At 39.2% G+C, this 26,499-nt stretch carries 18 protein-coding genes and 1 pseudogene; 10 read left to right on the top strand and 9 right to left on the bottom strand.

Annotated elements, in window-relative coordinates; all coding sequences use genetic code 11:
• Positions 1-727: 727 nt before the first annotated feature.
• Entirely contained in the window at positions 728-1,354 is a 627-nt protein-coding gene (locus F6K06_RS02270; protein WP_124142830.1) for an exopolysaccharide biosynthesis protein, read from the top strand.
• Between the two features lie 416 nt (positions 1,355-1,770).
• Here F6K06_RS02270 and F6K06_RS02265 read toward each other — a convergent pair whose 3' ends face one another.
• On the bottom strand, positions 1,771-1,941 hold the full coding sequence (locus F6K06_RS02265; RefSeq protein ID WP_124142829.1) for a DNA-binding protein: 171 nt from the start codon (positions 1,939-1,941) through the stop codon (positions 1,771-1,773).
• 61 nt (positions 1,942-2,002) lie between these two features.
• Between F6K06_RS02265 and F6K06_RS02260 the strand changes: the two genes are divergently transcribed.
• From F6K06_RS02260 to F6K06_RS02250, 3 genes are all read left to right on the top strand, one after another.
• Positions 2,003-3,217, top strand: a complete 1,215-nt coding sequence (locus F6K06_RS02260) for an RNA-guided endonuclease TnpB family protein (RefSeq protein WP_124142828.1) — start codon at positions 2,003-2,005, stop codon at positions 3,215-3,217.
• 4 nt (positions 3,218-3,221) lie between these two features.
• Positions 3,222-3,440: a type II toxin-antitoxin system HicB family antitoxin gene (locus tag F6K06_RS02255; RefSeq protein ID WP_240038747.1), complete on the top strand. Its 219-nt coding sequence runs from the start codon at positions 3,222-3,224 to the stop codon at positions 3,438-3,440.
• A 526-nt stretch (positions 3,441-3,966) separates the two neighbouring features.
• Positions 3,967-4,170: a hypothetical protein gene (locus tag F6K06_RS02250; RefSeq protein ID WP_124154213.1), complete on the top strand. Its 204-nt coding sequence runs from the start codon at positions 3,967-3,969 to the stop codon at positions 4,168-4,170.
• Positions 4,171-4,277: 107 nt separating this feature from the next.
• Here the strand turns inward: F6K06_RS02250 and F6K06_RS02245 are convergent, their stop codons facing one another.
• Together F6K06_RS02245 and F6K06_RS02240 are read right to left on the bottom strand one after the other, a co-directional pair.
• A complete protein-coding gene (locus tag F6K06_RS02245; protein WP_124142826.1) occupies positions 4,278-4,553 on the bottom strand; it encodes a cytochrome P450 in 276 nt (91 codons plus the stop codon).
• Positions 4,554-4,688: 135 nt separating this feature from the next.
• On the bottom strand, positions 4,689-6,068 hold the full coding sequence (locus F6K06_RS02240; RefSeq protein WP_124142825.1) for a cytochrome P450: 1,380 nt from the start codon (positions 6,066-6,068) through the stop codon (positions 4,689-4,691).
• A 530-nt stretch (positions 6,069-6,598) separates the two neighbouring features.
• On the opposite strand from F6K06_RS02240, the gene F6K06_RS02235 reads away from it, so the two are divergent.
• Both F6K06_RS02235 and F6K06_RS02230 read left to right on the top strand, forming a co-directional pair.
• On the top strand, positions 6,599-6,721 hold the full coding sequence (locus F6K06_RS02235) for a hypothetical protein (RefSeq protein ID WP_287239918.1): 123 nt from the start codon (positions 6,599-6,601) through the stop codon (positions 6,719-6,721).
• A 283-nt stretch (positions 6,722-7,004) separates the two neighbouring features.
• A complete protein-coding gene (locus F6K06_RS02230; RefSeq protein WP_287239916.1) occupies positions 7,005-8,354 on the top strand; it encodes a protein kinase in 1,350 nt (449 codons plus the stop codon).
• 121 nt (positions 8,355-8,475) lie between these two features.
• On the opposite strand, the gene F6K06_RS02225 is transcribed toward F6K06_RS02230, so the two are convergent.
• The 5 genes from F6K06_RS02225 to F6K06_RS02205 all read right to left on the bottom strand — a co-directional run bounded on the left by F6K06_RS02225 (position 8,476) and on the right by F6K06_RS02205 (position 17,644).
• Positions 8,476-8,664, bottom strand: a complete 189-nt coding sequence (locus tag F6K06_RS02225) for a hypothetical protein (RefSeq protein WP_287323168.1) — start codon at positions 8,662-8,664, stop codon at positions 8,476-8,478.
• Between the two features lie 428 nt (positions 8,665-9,092).
• Positions 9,093-10,169: a DUF3474 domain-containing protein gene (locus tag F6K06_RS02220; RefSeq protein WP_287239915.1), complete on the bottom strand. Its 1,077-nt coding sequence runs from the start codon at positions 10,167-10,169 to the stop codon at positions 9,093-9,095.
• 706 nt (positions 10,170-10,875) lie between these two features.
• Complete coding sequence (ilvA, locus tag F6K06_RS02215; RefSeq protein WP_275670263.1) at positions 10,876-12,468, bottom strand: threonine ammonia-lyase, biosynthetic; 1,593 nt, start codon at positions 12,466-12,468, stop codon at positions 10,876-10,878.
• A 1,008-nt stretch (positions 12,469-13,476) separates the two neighbouring features.
• Positions 13,477-15,732, bottom strand: a complete 2,256-nt coding sequence (locus F6K06_RS02210; RefSeq protein ID WP_124142909.1) for a patatin-like phospholipase family protein — start codon at positions 15,730-15,732, stop codon at positions 13,477-13,479.
• A 1,060-nt stretch (positions 15,733-16,792) separates the two neighbouring features.
• The gene (locus F6K06_RS02205; protein ID WP_124146285.1) at positions 16,793-17,644 is read right to left on the bottom strand and encodes a zinc metalloprotease HtpX; all 852 of its coding nucleotides are present in this window, start codon (positions 17,642-17,644) and stop codon (positions 16,793-16,795) included.
• Between the two features lie 847 nt (positions 17,645-18,491).
• Here F6K06_RS02205 and F6K06_RS02195 point away from each other — a divergent pair.
• From F6K06_RS02195 to F6K06_RS02185, 3 genes and pseudogenes are all read left to right on the top strand, one after another.
• Positions 18,492-18,962 carry an IS1 family transposase gene (locus F6K06_RS02195; protein WP_375340268.1) on the top strand — a complete coding sequence of 157 codons (471 nt, stop codon included), beginning with the start codon at positions 18,492-18,494 and terminating at the stop codon, positions 18,960-18,962.
• A gap of 73 nt (positions 18,963-19,035) precedes the next feature.
• A pseudogene (locus tag F6K06_RS02190) lies at positions 19,036-19,335 on the top strand (IS1634 family transposase); the annotation flags it as partial.
• A gap of 49 nt (positions 19,336-19,384) precedes the next feature.
• Positions 19,385-19,570 (top strand): hypothetical protein, encoded by a 186-nt coding sequence (locus tag F6K06_RS02185; protein WP_287309060.1) that lies wholly within the window; start codon positions 19,385-19,387, stop codon positions 19,568-19,570.
• Between the two features lie 724 nt (positions 19,571-20,294).
• On the opposite strand, the gene F6K06_RS02180 is transcribed toward F6K06_RS02185, so the two are convergent.
• Positions 20,295-22,829, bottom strand: coding sequence for a right-handed parallel beta-helix repeat-containing protein (locus F6K06_RS02180; RefSeq protein ID WP_287309062.1), 2,535 nt, complete (start codon positions 22,827-22,829; stop codon positions 20,295-20,297).
• 892 nt (positions 22,830-23,721) lie between these two features.
• Between F6K06_RS02180 and ppk1 the strand changes: the two genes are divergently transcribed.
• Positions 23,722-25,893, top strand: coding sequence for a polyphosphate kinase 1 (gene ppk1, locus F6K06_RS02175; protein ID WP_287239905.1), 2,172 nt, complete (start codon positions 23,722-23,724; stop codon positions 25,891-25,893).
• Positions 25,894-26,499 lie beyond the last annotated feature (606 nt).

The following is a 26,499-nucleotide window of genomic DNA, read 5'->3' as shown; positions in this document are numbered from 1 at the left end:
CTATTTTCTATATTAGAAGCTTGTAATATCATGTCCGGTTAAATAGTTATAAATAATAAGGGAGGAGTCATTTCAGTTATTAGTTATCAGTTATCAGTACCTCCTACTGTTTGCGCAGCATTCCGCAGGAAAGCAGGAGGCTTGAGATACGGAGTTCTCTTTCTCTTGGTCGATTAGATATGGCGAGGAGACCCGTTCTTACAGACCCGCTCCGAAGATCGCCATCTCTCGACCGCTTTTTCATCCCATTAAAAGGGCAGGCTTGAGACCTTATTTTTTGGTCATAACTCAGGACTCAGAACTCAGGAGGGAAGAAAGAATAAAGAGGAGGAAAAGGAGAAAGTTTTTTTGATCACTAATTATCCGGAGACGATATAATTAGTGATAAATAATAAGGGAGGAGTTAGAACTAAGGAGGGAAGAAAAGAGAATTTTAAGGTATAATATCAAATCAGTTTAATTCGGTATAAAAAAATGTTCCATCCTCAGCGCCATTGCCAAATCTTTCTTGAGATCCCCATCTTCCCACACTACCCACACTCTTTATTTAATTACACCAATACTATCGAATTTGATATAAGAAGGAGAAAGTTTTTTTATCTCTAATTATCCGAACATGATATAAGTCAATCTCTTATGGTTACTATCAAATCTTCTAATCATATATTCCTTGAAAGTTTTGTACTTTTAACTTAGTTCCATATTTAACTTTAAATAATATAAATTCGTGGCCAAATTATCTGTAGAATTACAACGATATTTTTTTGACGAAAAATGTGCTTCTAAAGTTACTTTGGGAGACATTATTGATTTAGCAGGAGAGAGAATTTTTGGCTTTTTATTCGTAATTTTGTCTCTACCTTCTGCTTTGCCTGTACCTGCTCCTGGTTATTCAATTCCATTTGGAATTTTATTACTTTTATTGGCAGTTCAACTAATAGTTGGTTCTAAAACTCCGTGGTTGCCTAAGAGTTGGTTAAATCATTCAATCTCTCTGGATAAAATACAAGGAATTTTGAAGTCTGGCATTCCTTGGTTACAGAAAATTGAGTTGATTTCTCGTCCTCGATTGAGTTATATTTGTACGAGTTTTGTTGGTAGAATTGTCATTGGTTGCGCGATCGCTGTGATGGCTATTTCGATGATGATTCCAATTCCGGGTACTAATACTTTACCGGCGATCGGGATTTTTGTTACTGGTTTTGGTTTGTTGGATGATGATGGTGTTATTAGTTTAGGTGGGTTGGTCCTTTGTGCAATGGGTGCGATTTTAAGTGGTCTAATTCTGCGTTTTGGTTATGAAGGTGTCAAGGGTGGAATTGAATTACTTAAAAATTCTTTGACTGGAGGTTAGGAAATTCAGTTCTCACTTATCAGTACCTCCGGCTAAATTAGAAGGCTTGACAGCTTATTTCATAATTAGTGCGGGCATCTTGCCCGCGAATATTATACCTGATATACCTGACTGATATGCAAAAATTCGCTGTTCGCTGTACCTTTGAAATAGATGAAAAAATTTTTCAGCAAGGGGTTGATTTTAAATAAATTTGTGCTACTATTTGTACAATGGAAAAGGTGCGAGCATATAGAATCTATGTCCAGTAGCATAATTATTACCTCATTGTACACCTAAGCACCTAATTTATAATTTCCATTGAAATATAGTATTTTAATTCAATGGTCTGAAAAGGATAAAACCTATCAGTGTTGTTTAAAGAGGACTCCCATTATAATCTTTGATTTAACGGTGAGATGAATTTAAACCAGCAATTAATTGAGCGGTAGCGAATCCTTTAATTGAGCTTGAGGTCGTTTTGGCAAACTTTTGCAGTAATCTTGAATTATTTCAGACATTGATACTTGCATAATTTCTGCATAATACTCTAGTCTTTCTTTTTCATCATCAGTTAATCTTACTACAAAAATTTTTTTCCTAACCATTGACTGTATATACAATTTGCGTTACAGTATTAGTATATTTAGAAATATAAAATATTGTCAAGTGATAGCTTTAACTTATCAGTACAAACTTAGACCAAATCAACAACAAGAAGCAGAAATTAATCAGATTCTTGATGTATCTAGAATTGTGTATAATTATGCTTTAAGAGAGCGTAAAGACTGGTTAAGTTCAAAAAAGTCACCAATCAATAGTTGTTCAATTATTTCGGAATATATTATACCTGCTGACACTCCTTATCCTAGTTATAATAATCAAGCAAAAAGTCTAACCATAGCTAAGAAAACTAATCCTAAATTAAAGTCAGTTAATGCTCAAGTATTACAACAAACTTTAAAGACTTTAGATCAAGCATTTTCTGAGATGAAAAGTTTGGGTAAAGGCTTTCCTAGATTTAAGAAAAAGTTAAGAAGCTTTGTTTTTCCTGCAATGCTTAAAAATTGTTTAGGTTATACTAAAGTTAAATTACCTCAACTTGGTTGGATTAAAATTAGAAAAAGTAGACCTTATCCCGAAGCTATGACAGCTAAACAAGCTAGGATAGTTAAAAAAGCTAGTGGTTATTATTTGATGATTACTTTTACTTCCTCAGAATCAGTGCCAGATAATCCAGTAGGTAAAGTCTCATTAGGTGTAGATGCAGGTATAGAAAATTTTGTAGCTACTTCCACAGGACAATTAATTAAATCTCCTAAGTTTTTGTTAAGTCAACTACGCGAGCTTAAATTGCTGCAACGAAGACTTAAGAAGAAAACAATTAGGTCAAATAATTGGTTCAAATATCAAAATAAAATAGCTAAACTACATGAAAAAATAGCTAATACTAGACGTGATTGGCATTTTAAATTAGCTCATCAACTTTGCAATTTAGCTGATAATATTTTTGTAGAAGATATTAACTTTAATTCTTGGTCTAGAGGTATTGTCAGGAAGCAATCTTTAGATAGTGGCATAGGTCAGTTTATTAACGAAATCTTACCTTTTGTTTGTTGGAAACGAGGTAAATATTATGCAAAAGTTGATAAAAATCATACTTCTCAAGAATGTCCTGGATGTGGTCAGAGACAGAAAAAGAAATTGTCTGAAAGAAGTCACAATTGCAGCAGTTGTGGTTATCAAATAAATCGTGATATTGCTGCTGCAAAAGTAATTAGAAATAGAGGACTAATAGCGGTAGGACATACCGTTAACCAAAATGCTTGTGGAGACGTTCTGGCGGGGGTGCAACTCAGCTTGTTTGATTTGTTACCTAGTTAAGAGTTTGAAACAAGAATCTCCCGTTATAATCTTTGATTTAACGGGGGAGTGTCAAATTGCTAGTTTACCTGAATGGGGGAAGTACGCTCAAACTTACGGTGAATCTTATGATGAAGCGCTAGAAAATGCGAAGGAAGTTTTGGAAGACTTAGTATCTGCTTATGAAGAAATGGGAAAACCCTCAGGGGGAGACAAGCACCTCAAAAATATTGTCCCACAATAGTTTCAAGGATTATACCTCTGTATAAAATCTGGATTTTTCCTCAATATTGAAGAAGGAGACAGGAGACAGGAGACAGGAGACAGGAGGAAAATTACATGGGGATTCTAACCCCAAGTAATTTTGAACACCCCCGTTGACGGTGGGGGATTAAACCCACAAAGAAAATGATAATGATCATCATTTTTAGAGAAGGGGTTGGCACGTTGAGCTTACCAATCCCTTCTCCCCCAATTCAAGTTGATTTTTATCTCAATTGTTGATGGTAGCCATCACTCACATTTTATGGTAGAAAAAGTCGATCCACTTACATAAATAGACCGACCAAATGCAATTTTTATCAGTGATACTCAAGTCCAAACTTTAAAAATTTTAGTTTGGTGATTAACGGTATAGAAAACTGTCAAAATAGAAAGGCATTTCTGGTTGTTTTCCTTTACCAATCACATATGAAAGTTGTCGAAAACATATACAAAGATTTTTAACATTATTTTCTTTGAGCCTTCCATTGTTTTGGTTTCCGATGATCATGATGATTATTAGTCGAGAATTTGTTGATGGTAGTCAATTAATTTTAACTATAGATAGAAGACAATGGAAAAATCATCATATCTTCGTGATGGCCACTATCTACAAAAAAAGAGCATTACCTATTTACTGGCAAGTTTTGCTCCAAAAAGGCTCTACTAATTTAGCGGAGCAAAAGGCACTTATTCAACCAGTTTTACGGTGATTAAAAAAATATAAACTGGTGGTTATTGGAAACCGGGAATTTTGCCAACGCAAAGCTCCGCGTAGAGTTATATCACTGGCTAAAAGTGAGAGCTAGAACTCCAAAAATTAATTTGATCTTCCGACAAAAAACAAAATACTACCTATAGAAAAAAAGGGAGGCATCATTAGCTTTCGCTGTTTTCGATGGCGTTCTCCATCTTGTACAATTAATAAGTTTTCTCCAAGTTGAGGTTTGAATATTTCATTAGGAGCAGCTGGGGCATCAAGAATTTTGTTTTTAGGATTAAATAACTCTTGAATATCCTGGGGATGACTGACAACTAAAGTCTCTAAATTGCCAAAGGAATTGGTAAAAAAAGTTCTCCATAATTTTGGGCACAATTATCCAAAAACTCTAATAGTTTTAGGGTTGATTGGATTTGTTGGATAAATTTAGGAGTTTTAAGTTTATCAATTTGTTTTATTGTTATACTGCTTCATCAAACTGATACAAAACGTCACAATAGGAGCTAATTCTTAAACAGGTACTAGCTGATTTTGATAACGCTTTCCCTTAACCACCATCCGAACCCCATCTGCTGGAGCCATCAACAAACCACGACGCACTGCTTTAACAGGCTTTTCATCTGCTAATGCCAACTCCCAACTAGATAGTATGGTTGCTAATACCAATTTCATCTCAAACAAGGCAAAAGCCTGACCAATACAGCGACGGTTGCCACCGCCAAAAGGCAAATATTCATAAGGGGAAAATTGACGTTCTAGAAAACGCTCTGGTTTAAACTGCTTCGGTTGAGGATATAAATCTTCCCGATGATGAGTTAAATAAATACAGGGACTCAGAAAAGTTCCTGGTTGAAACTGATAACCCATAATTTCTAGGGGTGACTTCACCTGTCGTTGAAGTGCTAATATCGCTACTGGATAAATTCGCAGAGTTTCTTTGCACACAGCATCCAAATAGGGCAATTTTAAAATTTCCATCGGATCTGGTTTATCTCCGAGTGCATGAAGTTCTTGCAGCAGTTTATCTCGAATTTCTGGTTGACGGTGAATCCAGTAAAATGCCCATGCTAAAGCTGTTGCAGTAGTTTCGTGACCAGCTACTAACAGAGTAATTAACTCATCGCGCAATTCTAAATCTGTCATAGGTTGTCCCTCTTCATCCCGCGCTGCCATCATCAAAGACAAAATATCGGTGCGAGATGGATCGGGATTTTCCCTACGTTCAGCAATTTCAGCATAGATTAGTTTATCAATGTCTCGCTCATTCTGCATCAACCACCCCCAAGGACTTAACGGACCCCAATCTTTTTGTAGTGCAGGGAAAAATAATAAGATAGATCTGAAGATAGATTCTCTTCCCTCAAATCTAGTAGTTAACAATTGGTCCATTTCTTGTAAGCGTTGACCTTCTTCTAAACCAAATACAGCTTTTAAAATTACTTGAAATGAGATTCTTTGAGTAGAGGAACGAATGGAAAAAGTTTTGTTTGTTATCCATTGAGATGTAACTTGCTGAATGATTTCACGAATGAGCTCGCCGTAAGCTAGCATCCTTTGGCCATGAAATGGTGGTGTTAAAAGTTTCCGTTGTCGTCTGTGAGGAGCGCCTGAAAGTGCTAGAAGAGATTGTTCTCCTAAAAAAATCAACCTTGTCCCATTTCCGCCAGCATCTAATTTTTCTGGATCGGTGGCAAAAATTTCTTGAATTCCTTGGGGGTTACTGATGATTACCATTGACTGTTTACTCTCACCTAATAAAACAGGAAGGGTAAAGATATCACCATATTGTCTAGCATTACTTTCCAAGAATTCCAAGGGTTTGACTATTCTTTGCAGTTTATTCAGGAATGACAGATTTTTTGGGCCTTTAGGGAGTTGGGATGTGACCATTTTTTTTTCTGAGTTTGATTGCTACTCTACTAATATACTCTATCTATATTAGGACTTACCCATAGACACTATATTGACTGAGAGCGAATACGATTTGCGTTCCACAAAGCTCCGCTTTACATGTTGCGGAGCAAAACGCCCCTACATACGGTGTTTTCAAGGTTATTCTGTGTAAGTCCTGTATAAATTAGGACTTACGCACCTGCAACGTATTGTCGTCCTAAGCGACCGATAGGGTTTGGGGAGTATTCCGGAACAGAAAGCAATCTCAAACCCTAGTTTTTTGTACCTCATGCGTAAGTCCTGTATATCTGTATTTACGATCGCATTTTTACTACATTCATTAGACTTCCCCGGAAAAGATGGATTAGAGGGAAATAATTTATGATTTATCTACGATAATTGATTTTATTTTTTATTATTGGAGATGTTTATTATGTAGCTTCTAGCAAAGCCAGATTCTTAACTCCAAAATACACTAGATTGGGACTTACGCAAATACGCTATATATTACCTTGGAATAAAATAGGTTGAAGAAGGAGACAGGAGACAGGAGACAGGAGACAGAAGGAAAATTACATGGGGATTCGCTCCCCCAAGTAATTTTGAACACCCCCGTTGACGGTGGGGTATTAAACCCACAAAGAAAATGATAAACTATCAGGAAAAGTTATCAAATCTGACAAAAGCTTCCCTTACAAATTTTTAACTCTATAGATGTACTAATTTGTCTAGATTAACCGTAAATCTTTTCAGATTTGCCCACCCGACATTTTTGATATTCTCTTACTGTATAATCAAGATAATTATACTTAAATATTATCAAAATTATGCTAGAGATACTTCACAATTTATCATCAGATAAAAAATCAAAATAAAATTTCCTAGATAATTGATATAAATCATCGCACAAATATCAAAAATTTTAACTCCCTCATGTCTGCTAAAGTCAAACTTACTATTATCCAAGGAAGTATGCTCGGCAAAGAATTTATCTTTGAAGAACGAACTACCTGTATTATCGGTCGTCATCGAGACTGTAGACCCAGACTACCTAGTGATGAACAACATCGTACAATTTCTCGTTATCATTGTCTACTTGATATTAATCCTCCAGATATACGAGTGCGTGATTTTGCTAGTAAAAATGGTACTTATGTTAATGGTAAAAAAATTGGGCAGCGTCAATCTGAGCATCTCTCTGAAACAACAACAAAAAATAATTTCCCTGAATATGAATTAAAATCAGGAGACCAAATTCAATTGGGAAATACTATTTTTCAGGTTAGTCTTGAAGAAGAAACAGAGATGCCTCCAGAAATGCTAGAACAACCAAAAACTTGGCAAGTAAAAACAGTTGAATTATCAACTTTACCACCAAGTTTAGGAGATTCTACCCTCACTACAATTCCTGGTTATACCACGCTTAATTTATTAGGGAAAGGCGGCTGTGGGGAAGTTTATTTAGCTAAAAATAATCAAACTCAAGAGTTAATAGCTTTAAAAACAATGTTGCCAGAAGTCACAAATAATCCTAATGCCATAAATCGTTTTTTAAGAGAAATAGAAAATACTAAAGCTTTAAATCATCCGAATGTTGTTAAATTGAAAGATTATTATTATTGTGAGCACCTATTTTTTTTTACTTTAGAATATTGTAATGGTGGTAGTATTTGGAACTTGATGCAAAGTCATGGTTATCAGTTATCTGTTGATGTGGCAGTGCCAATTATTCTACAGGCTTTAGATGGTTTAGAATATGCCCATAATGCAGAAATTCCTTATGTAAAAAAAGCAGATGGTAGTTTGAGTATGGGGCGAGGTTTAGTTCACCGCGATATTAAACCAGCTAATATTTTTCTGAGTAATAATGTAGATAATTCAACAGTAGTTAAAATAGCAGATTATGGGTTAGCAAAAGCTTTTGATTTAGCAGGTTTAAGTGGGCAGACAATTACAGGAAATAAAGGTGGTACTTTTCCATTTATGCCCAGACAACAAATGATTGATTTTAAATATGTAAAACCGGAAGTAGATGTTTGGGCAATGGCAGCAACTTTATACAATATGTTAACTGGTGTATATCCTCGTGATTTTGTTGGTAAAGACCCAATTTTAACTGTATTGCAAACTAAACCTGTGCCAATTAGACAAAGAAATCTTTCTATTCCTAGATCTTTAGCAGAGGTAATTGATTTAGCATTAATTGATGAACCAGAAATTTATTTTAAAACAGCTAAAGAATTTAAACAGGCATTATTAACTAGCTATCAGCATTTTCCGTAACGGAATGCTCCGCAAACAGCAGTCAGCTTTCAGGACGCTAAAAGCATTAATATTATGTCCGGTTGAATAGTTATAAATAATCAGGGAGGAGTTAGGAGTCAGGAGGGAAGAAGAGGTGGTTTTAAGGTATAAGAAGGAGAGAGTTTTTTTTCACTAATTGTCCGGACATGATATGACTAGCGATCGCTATTTTCCGTACCGGAATGCTCCGCAAACAGCACTCAGCTTTCGGCACGTTCCAACTTCGGTCATTCTTCCTTGTTCCTTCTGCTATATACCAAATCCATCTACAACAAAGTACTTTTGACAAAACTCTAATAACTTTACAGCACTTTTGCCGGTCTCTGAACTACGTCGTCACAACCAAAATCCCTTAGGGACATTAACGGCAGCTTTGCCTGATCAATGGCCATTAGCTACGCACAACTACGTTAACGCCCCTACTGTAGTCTACCGAAATGAAATTAATTTAATTAGGACTTGCTGATTAAATCTAAAAGCATTGACAGATAAAGACAAGTGCCTTTTTGGGGTCGAAAAAAGTGCAAATTTTTCAGCCCTTCATGCTCATGCATGGAGCGTATTTTAGGCTCATAGTTGGGCAGAAAAATCATTTTTACAATTTTTACTCCTACCTCCTCGCTCATCCCCCGTTCCTCCTGTCTTCCCCTCCACCGGAGGGGTTAGGGGTGGGTTGTCTCCTACCCCTACTAAAAGACTTTATTCAGCAAACCCTAATTAGTTTGAAGATTTTTTCCAAGGTGATTGATAATATACTTGAGAACCTTTGTCTGAGACAAAATGACAAGTCAAATAAGAGTTGATAAAACTCTTCCATACAGGTTCGCTTGAATACCGATAATATTCACCCAAAATAGGTTTTATTGCCTCCGTAGCTGTCTTTAAATGATAGTGTGGCATATTCAGAAAAATGTGATGAGCTACATGAGTACCAATATCGTGATGAATAGAATTGATAAAACCATAGTCGCGGTCAATGCTAGACAATGCACCTTTAAGGAAATACCAGTCGTCTCCACGATACCAGGGAATATCTGCTTCAGTGTGGTGTAAGTAGGTGACTAAATCTAGCCAGACGACGAATATTACATAAGGAACTAAGTAATATTTTACTAAAAATACCCAACCAAACTGGTAGGTGAGCCATCCAAGAACACCTACCATTAACATCCAGAGTGCTGAACTTGTTAAAACATCCCACTTTTCAGAAGGACGAAATAATGGACTGTTGGGCAGAAAGTGGGAGCCAGCACGATTTGGCGATCGCCTAAATAAATAGAGTGGATAAGCTAATAATGGCAGGTAAAAGCGAAATAGCTTTTCATACCAAGGCATCATATTATACTTACTTTCAGAAACAGGATACCAACTTTCATCAGTATCAAGATTTCCAGTATTGGCATGGTGAGTTCTATGACTAATGCGCCAACCGTGGTAAGGCACGAGAATGGGAGTGTGAGACAAATGCCCAATGAGGTTATTAAACCATTTATATTTGGAGAAAGAGCCATGACCGCAGTCGTGTCCCACTACAAATAAAGCCCAAAACATAGTTCCTTGCATTAACCAGAAGATGGGAAAAAAGAACCATGAATCCAGATTATAGGCGATTGCATACAGACCAGCAATAATGCCAATATCAAGAAAAAAGTAGCTCAGAGACTTCCAGAGAGAAGGCTCAAAACAGTGTGGAGGAATAGCTGCTTTCACTTCTTGAAGAGTAAAAGGTAACTCTATTTTTGAGGGAGTTAAGTTTGTCTTAGTTGCTTGATCGAGAACAGTGTTTGATTGCACTAAATTTTCAACTTTGTGTAATATGTCTGATATTTCATCCTCACAAGTCACATTTTGCAGATTTAGCTTCCATCAACTACCCCTAACTCTTCTGAACTAACAGAGAGAAAAGGGGTATAAATTTATGGAACTTTCACTGCATTAGGACGAATCTCATCAGCTATAGAACAAAAGCTAGTGAGAGATGAAACGACCATTATTATATATTATCTAGGGGTAATTTTTGACAAAAATTTTATATTTCTAGTGCAGGATGGCAGATTATTAAGATAGTAGGGGAGCGGGGGGTTCTTGAGGACACGGAGAGGGGGAGACAGGGAGACGCGGAGATAGAGTGTCACCGACACGCCGTGTCCCCGTGTCCGGTGTGTCTCCGTTTCCTCATAGGGAGTAGGGGAGTAGGGAAAATAGAAAGATTTACTGTTGAAGCACTCATGATAAGTTTTTTCCAGAGCGCTCTTATCTGCACATGATATAACCAGTTACAAAATCCTAAAAGCCTTAACAATCAAGACTTTCAAGACTTTCAAGACTTTCAAAAAATTTTATTTTTAATTTTTTATTTACCAAAAAATTGTGGTTTAAAGCCTCCCCTTTTAAGGGGATAATAAATAAAAATTGCCCTTTGAATCAATCCTCTCCTTGAAAAGAAGAGGTAATTCTAAATTCTTAATTCTAAATTCTAAATTATTGAAGCGTAGCGGCACTAGGCTAAAAATAGCTTGTAGGCTGGGTTTTGGCTTTCATCCCAATAGCGATAACCAAAATTATGGACAAAACTTTGCCATTCGGCCATCTCATCAGGAGGGACTTGCATTCCGACCACAATGCGTCCATAATCTGACCCATTATTACGGTAGTGGAAAAGACTAATATTCCAGTTGGGACTCATGGAGGCGACAAATTTCATTAATGCTCCTGGCCGTTCGGGGAACTCAAAACGGTAAAGTAATTCGTGGTGGGCGAGGGGAGAACGACCCCCAACCAAATGGCGCAGGTGTAGTTTTGTCAGTTCGTCGTCAGTTAAGTCTAGGGTTTTCAAGCCTTGATTTTCAAAAGTTTCTACTATTTTGGCTGCATCAGCGCGGTTTTCTATTTGTACTCCTACAAAAATGTGTGCTTCTTTTTCCTCAGCAATGCGATAGTTGAACTCAGTAATATTACGTTTGCCCAGACAGTCACAAAATCTACGGAGACTACCTGGAGTTTCGGGAATAGTAACGGCAAATATGGCTTCGCGACGTTCCCCAAATTCTGCTCTTTCAGCCACAAAACGGAGGCGGTCAAAATTCATATTGGCACCACAGGCAACGGCGATCAGGGTTTCATCTTGAATTTTTTCTCGCTCAACATAAGCTTTTGCACCAGCGATCGCCAATGCGCCAGCAGGTTCGACAATGGAGCGAGTATCTTCAAATACATCTTTGATAGCTGCACAAGTATCATCTGTTTCGACGAGAATAATATCATCTACATATTGCTGACATAGACGAAGTGTTTCTTCTCCTACTTCTCGCACTGCAACACCATCGGCAAATAATCCTACTTGAGGTAAGCGGACTCGGTGTCCAGCTTTGAGAGACTGCGACATAGCATCAGCATCAGCAGGTTCAACGCCAATAATTTTGATTTCCGGACGCAACCGTTTAACATAAGCAGCAATACCAGAAATTAAACCCCCACCACCAATGGCAACAAAAATAGCGTGAATGGGTTTTTGATATTGGCGGAGAATTTCCATACCAATTGTTCCTTGTCCGGCGATGACGTAGGGGTCGTCAAAGGGGTGAATAAAAGTTAAACCTTTTTCTGCTTCCAGTTGATGGGCGTAACTAGAAGCTTCATCATAGGTTTCGCCATACAAAATAACTTCCCCTCCTCTAGCTTTGACAGCATTAACTTTTAGTTGAGGGGTAGTGACAGGCATGACTATGATGGCGCGAGTACCGAGGCGACCTGCAGCTAGGGCAACTCCTTGAGCGTGATTTCCAGCGGACGCTGCGATGACTCCCTGGGAGAGAATTTCTGGAGGCAGTTGAGCCATTTTATTGTAAGCTCCGCGTAATTTGAAGGAGAAGACTGACTGCATATCTTCTCGTTTGAGTAGGAGGTTGTTTTGGAGGCGTTTTGAAAGGTTGGGAGCGGTTTCAAGTGGTGATTCTTGGGCTACGTCGTAGACGCGGGCAGTGAGAATTTGTACTAGATAGTCACAATACATAGGTTTTATTTGGTTAGTAAATGCTTGATTATTGGGAAAGGCAGAGGCCAGGAGGCAGAAGGCAGAAGGGTATAAAACCATTTCTCAAAAACTTTTCTACACTTTGTTGAGCAGGGGACTCACCCCTAACCCCTCCGGTGGAGGGTAGGGCTGTTTCATTCTCGATAGACACAGGGACACGGAGACAGGTCAACACCGGGATGGAGGCTTTTAAGCGCCATTGAACCCAATATCCTCTCAGAGCTTAAAGACGCTTATTGGCGCTCAAAATCGGCAAATTTTGGCAAATTTCACTGTTCCACTATCCCCTCATCTCCTGTTCTCCCGCTCATCCTTAATCTACAATACTTTAAAACAGCCCTGCCTCCCAGGAGGGGAAATAGGTAGTTGCATGCAACGTCCGTACAGGGAGAAGCAAACATAAGAATAATTAACATTAACGCAAGCTTAAATTAGCAAAAAAGTGATTTTGTTTGTACCGATCAGTTGACAACTGAAGTACTGCCCAAGTATAACAATAATGCATGGGAATTGGTATAAAATCCTATCCAGTTGTTCCTTCTACCCTTTGCTCTGAGCATGGCTGCCTTCGCTCATCTTATCATTACCTACTAGACCGACACATCTAATTTTATGCATTAGATTATTGGGGCGGGGGCGGGTTTACTTAGTCGTAGGTGACACCATTAACTTAACGCGGAACCCGCCCCTACTATTGCACCATTTTAGGCGTGTCAGTCCACTACAGGACTTATATCATGTTAATTCTTCCAGTTTTTGATATTTTTTTATACCTCCGGTATCGCACAAAATCTCAAAAAAAGCGATCGTTCTGCCTGCTATTGGAGAAAGTGACAGAGTGATAGTTTTTCTTGAAAATAGGAAACCGAGATTTCGGTTGATCTCATCGGGTTATATCATGTCCGGATAAGAGCGTGATCAAAACCTTTTCCCTTCTAACCTTTTCTTTCCTTCTGCCTCCTGCCTCCTGCCTTCTGCCTTACCTCCTCCAAAGTGTTAAGTATTCAACCGGACATGATATTACTGAGCCACAAGAGCGCGATCGCTCTTAGACAATATGCTTGGCGTTTATTTCATATTCCATTGATCTAGCCAAAGATTCTTAAGTTTTTCAATTGTGCTTTCCTTGTCTCTCACTATCTTTTTCCAGCCTGCTCGGATCGCGTCCTTTTCCTTCTTTGTTAGTTTCCATGAGAGTGGTGGCTCGTATTCACCTTCTGCGCTATAAAATGATTGTTTTGCTTTTAGATCTGGAGTAACTTCTTGCTCTGCAGTCTTTAGTCCTAGTTTTGCTTCCTCAGTAATAGAAGGGAAGAAGATGGGGAAATATTCAATTTCTACGTTTCCATCATTCTGTTTTGCGCTCTCCCATTCCTGCAACAATTCTACCTCAGTTAAATTGCGGGAAGTAAGAATTGGCCTGCGAACCTTGAATAAGCCTAGCAACGGACCAATAGTTGCCATAAACAAACCTCGCTTCTTTTCCTTTTTAGGTTGCTCATTAGGTTTGGTTTCAGGAAAAGGATTGATTTGTAAGATCAGAATTCTTTTTATTTCTGGGGTAGTTTCTTCACCTTTTTGGGTAGGTTTTTCACGAAGAAGCTCCTCAAGCCATTCTAATGCTGTCACAAAACCAGAATTGTCGAAATAGCCACCATCAGCGACGTGATAATTTTCTATCTTGCGATCTTTACCATCAGCGACGCGGTCGTCGGCTCGACAAATGGGAGATATGTAAGGGAACGTGGCAGAAAGTCTTGCACCTGTGACAACATCAATATCTTTTCCTGGATAAAGACTATTAAAGTCGAAGAATTTTTTCTGAGAGTTGTTGGGAAATTTCGCTGGTGTAACTAGCAACCGCCAGCCATTGTCAACCAGAGTTGCATTCAATACAGGGAGCGGAATATTACCTTCTTCAACTTCCCCTCGCCAGTCGGCTAAGGTTTTTGGAGACTCTGGGGTTTTCATACGTCCTTGCCAGTCCTTCTCGATCGCAATACCTCGATCTCTGACTTTGGGAGTGAGAATGTCTGGTAGGAACGGGAGGAAAATCACGCGCCACAAGTCAGGATAGGCTAATCCCCAACCTACTGCATCTAAACTGTTTGCGGTAGCGCCCTCAAATATTTTTTCTGATTCTGAAGTCGGTGGAAAACCTTTATATGTAAAGCGATCCAGATAATACATTGCACCTACTGAGCCACCAGAAACGGAACTAATTAATCCAATTGCTTTAGTAAATGATTCCCCTAACTCTTCTTGCAAGCCAGTCAATACTTGAGCCGTCCATCCAGCGGCTTGAATTCCACCTCCACTAGCACAGACAACAACTACAGTTTGTTTTGCAAGAGGCTCTTCTAGATCTTGTTTGTCCAGACGCTTTTGTAATAAGGCCGTCAAATTTTTTTGCTCTTCTGGCTGTTCTGGAGCATCCTTTAATGTAAAATAGTGATCGACATTCAAAAGCCTATAGAGCGCTACAGCAATCAGCACCCAGAAGAACAAGACAGAAATACGCGAGTAATCGAAGAAGAAGGTAAGACTGCCCAACAAAAGCACCGATACGGAAATTAACAACATTACATATAAAAGTGCTGGCGGTTCTTGTATCTTCTTATCGGGGGGCAACGAACTTGGCATAAAAAGCTTAAATGCGATTATATAGATAACAACAAGAACGATGAAGAAAACAATAGCGTCAAAATGATTGTTGTTTAAAATACCATTATCGATATAGCCTGCTGCTTTGGAAGAGTGTTGGGTCAAAAAGGAAATTGCTTTCACCAAAACCTTATTAATACCGGGAATTTTATCGACCGAGAGAAAGTTTTGAATCAGTTTGAAAAGAAACAAAAAGATAACGCCAAATGACACCCCCAAAAACAATCCAGACCATCTTTTGTTATTATCCATTTCTTCCTGGGATAATTCAAATACTGTCAGGGTCGTCGGTAATGCCAGGGCGATCGCTAACACATAATACCAAACTTTAGAAGAAGAAACTCCAGGCAGTTCCGGAACCCCAAAACGAGCTGGCGCACCACCAAGGATTATTGCAACGACAAAGGTTACGGCTGTTCCCGCCACAGTTGCACCCAAAATTGTCAACGCAATTTGACCAGGGCCACGCAGGACAAAAAGATTCTTGAGCATAGATTTCAGGGCACCTGTTGCAAGGAAAGGGAGCGCAATAAGCAATACGCCCATGAGCAGAGGTATGCGTAGAAAAAAGACATACTGCCAAAAGGGGCTAGGCAGTAGCAGCCATCCGGTAACTATTACCGCTACAAGCCCCAGCCACAAAATAATTTTTAGAAGCATGATATTGCTTTCCTCCTAGAACGTTTAACTCAGCAAGACTTTACATTCACTGGACTTACGCTTTCAAGTCGGTTCTAAAGCTATATGTAGTTTCCGGTGCGCGGTGCGGCACCATACAAGTAGCGTCTTTGCGTAAGTCCCGATTCATCAAAAACATGAAGGGCTTACAGACTAAATATCTTCCCTCAAATCAGACAAATAGCGATCAGTGCTATTGGTCAGGAATCAGCTATAAGCCGTTAGAGCGGGCCTCTGATATCATGTCCGGTTGAATAATTAGACTTTGGTGGAAGGAAGGCAGAAGGTTTTCTCCTATTGTCACCTTAATCTTAGACACAAACGATGCTACCGAACATCATATGACTTTAGGCAGAGGTACTGATAACTGATAACTGATAACTGATAACTGAAATGACCCAGCAGCTATGGCTGGTTTTCGTTATCCTTGCCATCCACTATAGTATATAGTACGCCAAATTCCGAGCGTCAACCCCCCAACACCTTTTTTGGCTTCAAAACACCAAGGGTTGGCGGACTTATCGCATATTTGTGCGTTTGCCTCCGAGACGTTCGTGCCCAATACTACTGTCATTACAATGAGCAAACAGGCTAGGATTTTCAGCGTTTTTTTCATTTAATCTCCATTGTGCCTTCTATGGCAGAGTTTTTAGGCGGGATGACATAAATACCAACATCGCAAAATGTGTATGATTTGCTTGTGGGATAGCATATCATATCATGTCATGTCCGGTTGAATAATTAGACTTTGGTGGAAGGAAGGCAGGAGGCAGGAGGCAGGAAGCAGGAGGTTTTCTGCTATTGTCACCTTAATTTTATAAACAAACGATGCTACCGGACATGGTATCATTATTTTTTATTTTGTATTTATACGTCTATTATACTACAATAGACATCTCCAGAAAAGAGGGAGTAGGGAGAAAGAATTGATAATTTATGTGTGATAATTGATTTTATTTTTGATTTTTGGAGATGTCTAATTTATTCTCTTCTTCCTTCTTCCTTCTTCCTTCTTTCTTCCTTCCTGACTCCTCAAAATTTACTATCCCAGTAATTTTTGCTCTAATTGTAGCAACTTTTCAATTCGCGCCTCTGTGGATGGGTGAGTAGAAAATAAATTAGCCATGAATTTACCGGAAAATCCATTCATAATTAGTAATGGCTCAAAAGCTGGGTTACCATTCAATGGCATTTGTCTAGCATTTTGGTCTAACCTCTGCAAAGCTTGAGCAAGGGCGCGGGGGTTGCCAGTTAAATCGCCAGCACCTGCATCAGCAGCAAATTCACGAGTCCGGGAAATTGCCATTTGTACAACACTAGCAGCAACCGGAGCTAACATGATCGTCAATAACATCACAATTGGGTTAGATCGGTTGTCGCGGGAACCCCCACCAAACCACATAGAATAACTAGCTATTTGAGTTAACCAAGATATCCCACCTGCAACGGTTGCTGCTACTGCTTGGGTGAGAGTATCGCGATTTTTGATATGACTGAGTTCGTGGGCAATTACTCCTTCAAGTTCGTCCTCTGGTAAAATTCTCATAATACCTTCGGTAACTGCTACTGCTGCGTGATGGGGGTCTCGACCTGTGGCAAAAGCATTAGCTGCGGCAGTGGGAATGATATAAACTGCTGGCATGGGTAGACGTGCGCGATCGCACAATTTTTCTACCATATTATAGAGTCCTGGTGCTTCTGCTTGATTTACTGGTCTGGCATTATAAGCTGCTAGAGCTATTTTGTCTGAGAAAAACCAGGAACCCAAGTTCATTACTGCTGCTAATACTAACCCCACTGTAGCACCTGTTAGGCCACCGATTAACCAATAACTAACTGCTACTAATAAACCGCTAAGTATTCCTAATAAAGCCACAGTTTTTACTATGTTCATAAAGGTTGCCTCCTGTTAAGGCCAATGGTTTCTATATTTTATTCTCAGGTGGCGATCGCTCTTTTATGATATTTTTTTCATTGTAGCTTTTACGATTGGTTTACTTATGGTCGGAAATCATGACAAAAGGTTCGGTTTTTGTGAAATTTTATAGCTATTAATACTCAGCTCGTCTCTCTTTAAATACCCACAAATAACATTTATTAGGCAGCAGTAGGGACGGGTAGTGCTCAATATGTAATGGTAGAGGAGTTTCGACTTAGTTAACAATTTGCGCAATTTATTGACATAATACGCTAGTTCTCACAGGCAAGTAGTAACGAGGGTGACGCTTTGTATCTTCTGCACTAATCCCTGCTATTCGCATTTCTGGGGTGTCTATCTATATAGACGTAGACCTATTCTGAAATCCCGCTCCCTACTAGGAACGGCGTAGTAAGGGTTTGAGGACTTTTTTAGTTATGTTAATTGACAAAGACTTAAATGTAAGTATAGAGTGTAGAGATGGGGTTGGCTTGACCGTTAATGCCTGTGGATGAGTAACCGCCGACGGCCTCAGTAGAAGCAGGAAGTAAACATCAATTTGTTACGTTATGTGACGCTTTGTATCAGTTTTATGAAGCAGTAAAAGTTACTGTTGTCCATCCATGCCTACCTGTCCAAAGTGTGCATCTTCAAAAACTGTCAAAAATGGCCATATCTATAATGATAACCAGCGGTTTTTGTGCTGCGAATGTGGACGACAATTTGTGGAAAACCTTACCTAGAAACTGATTGACCAACCTACTCGCGAGCTGATTGACCAACTGTTATCAGAAAGGATTTCACTGGCTGGCATTGCACGCGAGTGTCCAAGTTTCGGACCAATGGCTACAAGCTGGCTGTCAACCAGAAATATGCACAAGTGCCCAGAAAGCTTAAGGTTCAGCCAAAAAAAAAGGAGAAGCTCACAATTAAATGTGATGAATTATGGTCATTTGTGGACAACAAAGGTAATCAGCAGTGGGTCTGGTTAGCGATGGAAGTAGAAGCTCGTGAAATTTTGGTGTTGATATCAGCTCACGGGATGAAGAAGCAGCTAGACATTTGTGGCAGTCCTTACCTGGGGTTGATCGTCAATGTGCCTTTGCGGAGCGTTGCTCTAGCGGTATCGCATACACTGATTTTTGGGCTGCAAGAGCGTGGTGTTTTACCCAGTAAACGACATCAAGCGGTGGGAAAAAAAACAGGGAAGACTTCTGACATTGAACGATTCAATAATACCTTAAGACAAAGGGTATCCAGGTTAGTACGAAAAACTTTGTCCTTCTCCAAATAAGATTGAAAATCACATTGGCGCTATTTGGTATTTGATCCATCACTATAATCAATCATTACTTGTTTAGCACTACCAGAGGGGCTTTAGATTCCTCAAAAACCCACAATTTTTTGCCGATAGTTTTTTTGTGGAAAAACCGCAAAGAGTCGAAACAATATTATTTATCATGTCACTGTGTTTATTAGTATATAATCTCGGCCAAAGAGAGTTGATAAATACTTGAAAAAGTACCAGTAATCTCCTCAAAAATCAGTTAGAAAATATGACAACTACTCCCACATTAAGATGGATATTTCAATGCTTTCAAGGAGTTCATTTGTTAACCATAAATCAACGCCAACAAGTAGTTAATCTCACAGAGGAACGGAGTTGAATTTTACAGTTTTTACCCTCCCCTTGCCAAAGATAAGATATTATCAGTGATGCGCTTCGGGTGTGCAATGATGTTCCGCACCCTCCGGGACATGATCGCACTACCTGAATTGAGAAAACTGATTGATGCTCTCGATGGGAGTATAGTTGCTCCTGTATTTTCTACTGATGATCAGAACTTTCTGGTTGCTCAACAATACTTTAACCCTCACTTTTTTGATGTTTTATACAATTAGGAGTTGGCTGAAATTCCGAACGCGATTCATGTTTTTTTGTACTACATTATGAAGTGCGGAATGTGGGTTATAATATCAAATCCGTTTAATTGGACATAAAAAAAATCTTCAATCGTCATAACTACGCTCATCTTTGTAATTCTTTCTTCTCCTGACTCCTGACTCCTGTCTTCCCCTCCTGGGAGGGGGAGGGGCGAGGGGTGGGTTGACTCCTGAGGACTCCTAACTTAACCATTCTATGGTTGTTTAACCGGATTTGATATAAGTATTCAACCGAACATGATATAGAACCCCCGATCGTATCTTTGCACGGGGTATGTGCTTTTGGCTGCCGTCCTCAGAACTTAGTTCTGGTGAAGTCAGGAGATTCAGGAACGAGAATAGGGCAAAAAGCGGATGGGACCCCGCGTCCTTCGGGTATTTCTTTCCTCCGGAGGAGGAGCTACGCTAACAGAAACGCTTTGCCTAGGGCAGTTGCTTCAATTCGGCGGGGCGCCTATTGGGTGGTGGCAGGTTCTGCCCACAGTACCTTGGGAACCCTAAGGAAGGGCGTACTGCACTCACCGCCCTTCGGGGTACCAGGTAGGGCGCTAAGCAGGTAGAAAAATGCTTCCATTTCCCTATTTCCCCATCTCCCCATCTCCCCATCTCCCCATCTCCCTATTTCCCCATCTCTTTTTAAATATATCTCAAATGGGTTCTATAAGTCCTATGTCTATCAAGTCTATGCAAGAAAATGAACGCCACTGATATCAGTTTTATTCAATTCACTAAAAAATTCTTCAAATGTACCTGATGTTGAAATACCCAGGGTATTTGGGTTAAAGATAAATACATCTTCGTCTTGACCCGATACATCAGTTACAGAAAAGCTGCCAGTTGTGGACAGAAGTAGTTGCTCTCCATTAATACCAATAGCATCAATGTCTTCACTACCCCTAGTAAGATCTACATCACTACCGTCAAATTCAAGAGACCAAGTTCCACTGGTGTTGCTGCCTAAAGTATCAGGATTGACAGGATTGAAACGTAGTATATCTTCATCTTTACCGCTAACTTCTGAGACATTAAACCTCCCTCGAGTGGAAATTAGAAGGTCTCCAGTAAGAGGATCGACACTCAGACCATCAATATCTTCATTACCTTTAGTTAAGCCAACATCTGAGCCATCGAAGTATAGCTCGAAAGAACCGCTACTGTTGTCTCCAGGTGATGTGGGAGTAAACTTAACAATGTCAGAGTCATCTACTTGGATGCCATTTATATTTTTAGGTCTCTCAAAAGAAAACAGAATCTCATTATTGCTAAGGACTTCAAAAGCATCAATCCTAAAACCCTTAAGACCAACATCTGAACCATCGAAAAATTTACTGAAACTCTGGTCAGTTAGATTATACTCAACGATGTCTTCTCGTCTGAAACTAACTCCACCTAGAGTTTGGTTGTTTTTTAGGCTAAACAGTAAAGATTCAGTTTCGGGAGTTGGTGGTTGAGGTTCGGGAGTTGGTGGTTGAGGTTCGGGAGTTGGTGGTTGAGGTTCGGGAGTTGGTGGTTGAGGTTCGGGAGTTGGTGGTTGAGGTTCGGGAGTTGGTGGTTGAGGTTCGGGAGCTGGTGGTTGAGGTTCGGGAGTTGGTGGTTGAGGTTCGGGAGCTGGTGGTTGAGGTTCGGGAGTTGGTGGTTGAGGTTCGGGAGTTGGTGGTTGAGGTTCGGGAGTTGGTGGTTGAGGTTCGGGAGCTGGTGGCTGAGGTTCGGGAGCTGGTGGCTGAGGTTCGGGAGCTGGTGGCTGAGGTTCGGGAGCTGGTGGCTGAGGTTCGGGAGCTGGTGGCTGAGGTTCCTGTACTTCATAAGCACCGATATCTACCGTACCATTGACAATGCGATCGAATTCCTGCCCCCGTTGGTCGAACGTTAATCCTGTTGCACCTCCGTTATCCCCGGCATCAATAGCAATACTATCAGAGAGTAAGGCGTGGGTTTCAGTAGAACCACCGTTATTTTGTAGGGGACCCAAACCAGGATCGCCTGATAAAAATGGATTATAATGGCCGTCTTCAATCAAATTATTGACGTTAGTGTCGATCTTGCTAGTCTTCAGCACGGCATCGCGACCAGTGCTGTTGGCAATGATGGTATTGGTGAGGTTTGTCCTCCCTTCACTAAATAAACCACCTCCACGTCCATCAGCAGAATTACCATAAATGGTAGAATTGGTAATTGTTGCGATACCAGAACTACTGAAAATACCTCCACCATCAGCGCTATTACCCGCAGTACTGTTATAAGAAATAGTAGAGTTAGCAACGGTTAAATTGCCATTTTTACTGTAAACTCCGCCACCATCTGTTCGATCTAGGCCAACTGCTGAATTACCTGAGACAGTTGAATTGGTAATTTCTAGATCGCCATTACGGCTAAAAATACCGCCCCCATCAGCAGATCCGAACTCACTGGTCATTAATGTCGAATTATTAGCGATGGTTGAGTTTGCGATTGTCGTATTACCATAACGGTTATAAATACCACCACCGCTACCCAGGGCAGTTCCTTCAAGAGTATTGCTAGAGATAGTCGAATTAGTAACCGTTATTTCACTATGCCAACCATAAATCCCACCACCATCACTCAGACCACCAGTGACTTTATTACCGGAAATAGTGCTATCAACAACGTTGAGCTGACCATTGCGGATGGATACACCACCACCGTCAGGGTCGTCACCAAAATCATTTTGAAATTCGGGGTTTCCGTCGGCTAATTGTCCCCTGACTTCATTATTAATAATATCTGTGTTGACGATTTTCAAATAACCACCATAACTATTGATTCCACCACCATCAATAGATCTGCCTATGTCGTATTGCCCCTCAATGCCAGTTGAGGTATTGCCGGAGATGATACTGTCTTGAACGGTCAGATTCTCGGAGGTGAAAATTCCACCACCACCACCTATTGGATTGCCTCCAGTAATGGTTAAGCCATCTATGAATACATCAATCAGATCGTTATTGCCGTTATCGATATTGAATACCCGGAAGCCATTCTGTTGTGCATCCACTGTCAGCAGATTTGCACCTAATCCATTGATGGTGAGAGAATTGGTGATCGATAATTCTCCACTGGTCAGTCCGATGGTCATTCCTGTGAGGGAACTATCAAAGGTAATGGTATCGGCATCCGGCGTAGCATTTGCCATCGCAATAGCATCCCGCAGACTGCCATTACCCGCATCCATGGTGTTGGTTACATTAAAAGTTGCCATAAGATTAGTAGAATTTCCTGTTTATTTTGCCTAACTTGATCTTGATTTAGGGCTTTGTTGGATCAAAACACCATCAGCTTAATCTACAATGCTTTTATTAATAATAAAACCTTGTATGACACAGCAAGAGGTTCGGGATATTCATGGAACAAAGCTTGGAATTTACTATAACATAAACATTATTACTTTTGAGTGATTTTTTAGTGGCTTTACATAATCTTCATAATCCCTTTACACAATGTTCATAATACATAGATTTTTATCCACAAAAAACGGTTAAACAAAGCATTATTTTTTTTGCTAAGGCTACAAATTTTTACTCCTAAAAAATAGCACAGATATTTGTGCTACTGAAACTCAAATAAATTCAACTATTATCATTTTCTTTGTGGGTTTAATACCCCACCGTCAACGGGGGTGTTCACGCATTACTTGGGGGAGCGAATCCCCATGTAATTTTCCTCCTGTCTCCTGTCTCCTGTCTCCTGTCTCCTTCTTCAATACCATCATTTAAACATTTATTTACCAAACCATAACTTATCTATAGAAAGATAGCAATCAGAAATAATTTGTCAAAAATCTAAGGATATATAAAAAATCTGAAACTTTTACCTCTATTCCCTGTTCCCTGTTAAGAGTTCCCTAAATTCAAAGATATTTTTACCCGCAACTGAAATAGGATTGCTATCACAAACAAAGTCAAAAAAATTACTATCTTATTTCTATCACTTCATCCTGTGAAAAAATTGAACTTTACCACCAATTTAACTAGATTAATAAAAGTATCTAACTATACTAACTATTTATTAAAAAAGTATACTTTACAAAGGTTCAAGACTACCTTACAATCAATATTAATTTGAACAAATATCAAAATATACCTTAATTAACTATGTCCAAAAACAAAAAGAATGCGACAGAAAGTGCAGAAACTAAGGCAGAAAAAAATTTTAGCGATCCACAATACTACTTTAATAGAGAATTTAGTTGGTTAGAGTTTAACCGTAGAGTTTTATCTGAAGGTTTAGACCCCCGTACTCCCTTATTAGAGCGTTTAAAGTTTTTAGGAATTTTTAGTTCTAATTTAGATGAATACTTCATGGTCAGAGTAGCAATTCTGAAAAAACAAATAGAAGCTGAAGTAAATAAATTAACTCCAGACGGTCGTACCCCCCAAAAACAACTTGATGGGATTAATCAAAGACTATTGCCAATGGTTTCTTTACAACATCAATTCTTTGAGAAAACTTTACGACCAGAGTTAGTAAAAAATGGCATTCATATCCTCAATTATATAGACCTCAATCAAAAACAAAAAACATACTTACAAAACTATTTTGAAGAACATATATTTCCTGTACTAACACCTTTAGCTATTGATGCTAGTCACCCTTTTCCATATCTATCTAATCTCAGTTTAAACTTAGCAGTAATGCTGAAAAATCCAGAAACTCAGGAAGATTTATTAGCCAGAATCAAAGTTCCCAAAATATTACCTCGGTTTTTACCCTTGCCAGAAAAACTACAGGTGCAAGAAAAGAATGAAACTGTACATTGGATGGGAGTGACTCTCGAACAAGTCATTGCTCATAACTTGGGTGCTCTGTTTCCTGGTATGGATATCCAGGAATATCATCTATTTCGGGTTACTCGTGATGCCGATCTATCAGTGCAAGAAGATGAAGGTGATGACTTGCTATTGGTAATTGAAAAAGAACTGCAAAAACGCCGTATTGGTGGTACCGTAGTGAGAATGGAAATTAATCCAACAATGCCGAGTACATTAAAAAAGATATTAATGGAAAAGTTGGAGCTATCAGAAAAGGATGTATACACAGTAGATGGATTACTTGATTTAAAAGATTTGATGTCATTCATGGGGTTACCATTACCACAACTCAAAGATCCAAATTGGGCATCTACTATGCCATCACGGTTGCGAAATTATGGTGATCGCATAGCAACTTCTGACCAGAATAAGAATAATGGCATAGACTTTTTTGCAGTCATTCGCCAGAAAGATGTATTGGTACATCATCCATATCACTCTTTTGCAAGTACGGTACAAAGTTTCATTACTCAAGCTGCCCACGATCCTAATGTGTTGGCAATTAAGATGACTCTCTACCGTACTTCTGGAGATTCACCTATTATCAATGCTTTAATTGCTGGAGCAGAAAATGGCAAACAAGTAGCAGCATTGGTGGAATTGAAAGCAAGATTTGATGAAGAAAATAATATTCAGTGGGCGCGGAAGTTAGAACAATCTGGCGTTCACGTTGTTTATGGTTTAGCAGGTCTGAAGACTCATACGAAAATTGTGATGGTGGTGCGTCAGGAAGAAGGTCATATCCGTCGCTATGTTCATATTGGCACTGGTAACTATAATCCCAAAACAGCTAAATTTTATACTGATTTAGGTTTATTTAGCAGTCGCCCAGAGTTAGGAGCAGATTTAACAGATTTGTTTAATTTCTTGACAGGATATTCGCGCCAGCAGTCTTATCGGAAATTGTTGATAGCTCCTGTAAATATGCGCGATCGCTTTATTAAGCTCATTAATCGTGAAATTGAGAATTGCCAAAAAGGAAAAACAGGTCGCATTGTTGCTAAGATGAATTCTTTGGTGGACTCGAAAATAATTGCTAAGTTATACGAAGCTTCTCAAGCAGGGGTGAAAATTGATTTGATTGTTCGAGGTATTTGCTGTCTGCGTCCTGGTTTAGAGGGTGTAAGTGAAAATATTAAGGTAGTAAGTATTATTGGGCGTTATTTAGAACATTCTCGTATTTTCTACTTCTATAATAATGCTCAAGAGGAGTTATATATTGGTTCTGCTGACTGGATGCCTCGTAATCTTGACCGTCGGGTAGAAGCTATTACGCCTGTTGAAGATCCTGACTTAACGAAAGAGTTGCAAGAGATTATGGGTATTCTGTTATCTGACAACCGTCAAGCTTGGGATTTACAATCAGATGGTCAGTATATTCAGCGTCGCCCTGTTGATAATTCTCCAGAATTGGGTTCTCATAAAATTTTGATGGAAACATCAATCAATAATTAGATATAGGCACTAGACATCTCCTCCAAAAGAGGGAGTAGGCAGCTTTGCTGTAGGCAGTAGGGAACCCACCCCTCGCCCCTCCCCCTCCCAGGAGGGGAAAGAATTGATATATCTAGTGTGAGAATTGATTTGATTTTTGATTTTTACCAGATGTCTACTAGACTAAATTAAACTAGAAGATAGTATTTTGGTTTAAACTGTGAAAGTAAGTTTTAATTTTGGGCGTTGCTGATTCTAGGTATGATTTGATAATTTTGTCTTTTGTATTTTTTATTTTGGATAGTTTGAACTACTTGTTAATATTAACTTTTCCCTATTAATATCAAATCCGTTTAATTGGACATAAAAAAAATCTTCAATCGTCATAACTACGCTCATCTTTGTAATTCTTTCTTCTCCTGACTCCTGAGGACTGACTCCTGAGGACTCCTAACTTAACCATTCTATGGTTGTTTAACCGGATTTTATATAACTTTTCCCTATTCCCTATTCCCTATAAACTTACTTTCATACCTTAATTCAGCAATGCCTAATTTTGATATATTACTAAAGGAAAAGCAGGTGCAAATTGAAAAATTAAATTAGTGCTGAATCCACAATATTCAG

Origin of the sequence: Okeania sp. SIO1H4, from assembly GCF_010672695.1 — a bacterium.
In the GTDB taxonomy this organism is placed as follows: Bacteria; Cyanobacteriota; Cyanobacteriia; order Cyanobacteriales; family Microcoleaceae; genus Okeania; species Okeania hirsuta.
This window is presented reverse-complemented; position numbering and strand designations above follow the sequence as displayed.

Excerpts from the sequence above, each read along its gene's own strand:
- F6K06_RS02265 (WP_124142829.1), bottom strand. The coding sequence starts at position 1,941 with ATGGTTAGGAAAAAAATTTTTGTAGTAAGATTAACTGATGATGAAAAA.
- F6K06_RS02250 (WP_124154213.1), top strand. The coding sequence starts at position 3,967 with ATGATGATTATTAGTCGAGAATTTGTTGATGGTAGTCAATTAATTTTA.
- F6K06_RS02240 (WP_124142825.1), bottom strand. The coding sequence starts at position 6,068 with ATGGTCACATCCCAACTCCCTAAAGGCCCAAAAAATCTGTCATTCCTG.
- F6K06_RS02230 (WP_287239916.1), top strand. The coding sequence starts at position 7,005 with ATGTCTGCTAAAGTCAAACTTACTATTATCCAAGGAAGTATGCTCGGC.
- ilvA (WP_275670263.1), bottom strand. The coding sequence starts at position 12,468 with ATGGTTTTATACCCTTCTGCCTTCTGCCTCCTGGCCTCTGCCTTTCCC.
- F6K06_RS02210 (WP_124142909.1), bottom strand. The coding sequence starts at position 15,732 with ATGCTTCTAAAAATTATTTTGTGGCTGGGGCTTGTAGCGGTAATAGTT.
- F6K06_RS02205 (WP_124146285.1), bottom strand. The coding sequence starts at position 17,644 with ATGAACATAGTAAAAACTGTGGCTTTATTAGGAATACTTAGCGGTTTA.
- F6K06_RS02185 (WP_287309060.1), top strand. The coding sequence starts at position 19,385 with ATGCGCTTCGGGTGTGCAATGATGTTCCGCACCCTCCGGGACATGATC.
- F6K06_RS02180 (WP_287309062.1), bottom strand. The coding sequence starts at position 22,829 with ATGGCAACTTTTAATGTAACCAACACCATGGATGCGGGTAATGGCAGT.
- ppk1 (WP_287239905.1), top strand. The coding sequence starts at position 23,722 with ATGTCCAAAAACAAAAAGAATGCGACAGAAAGTGCAGAAACTAAGGCA.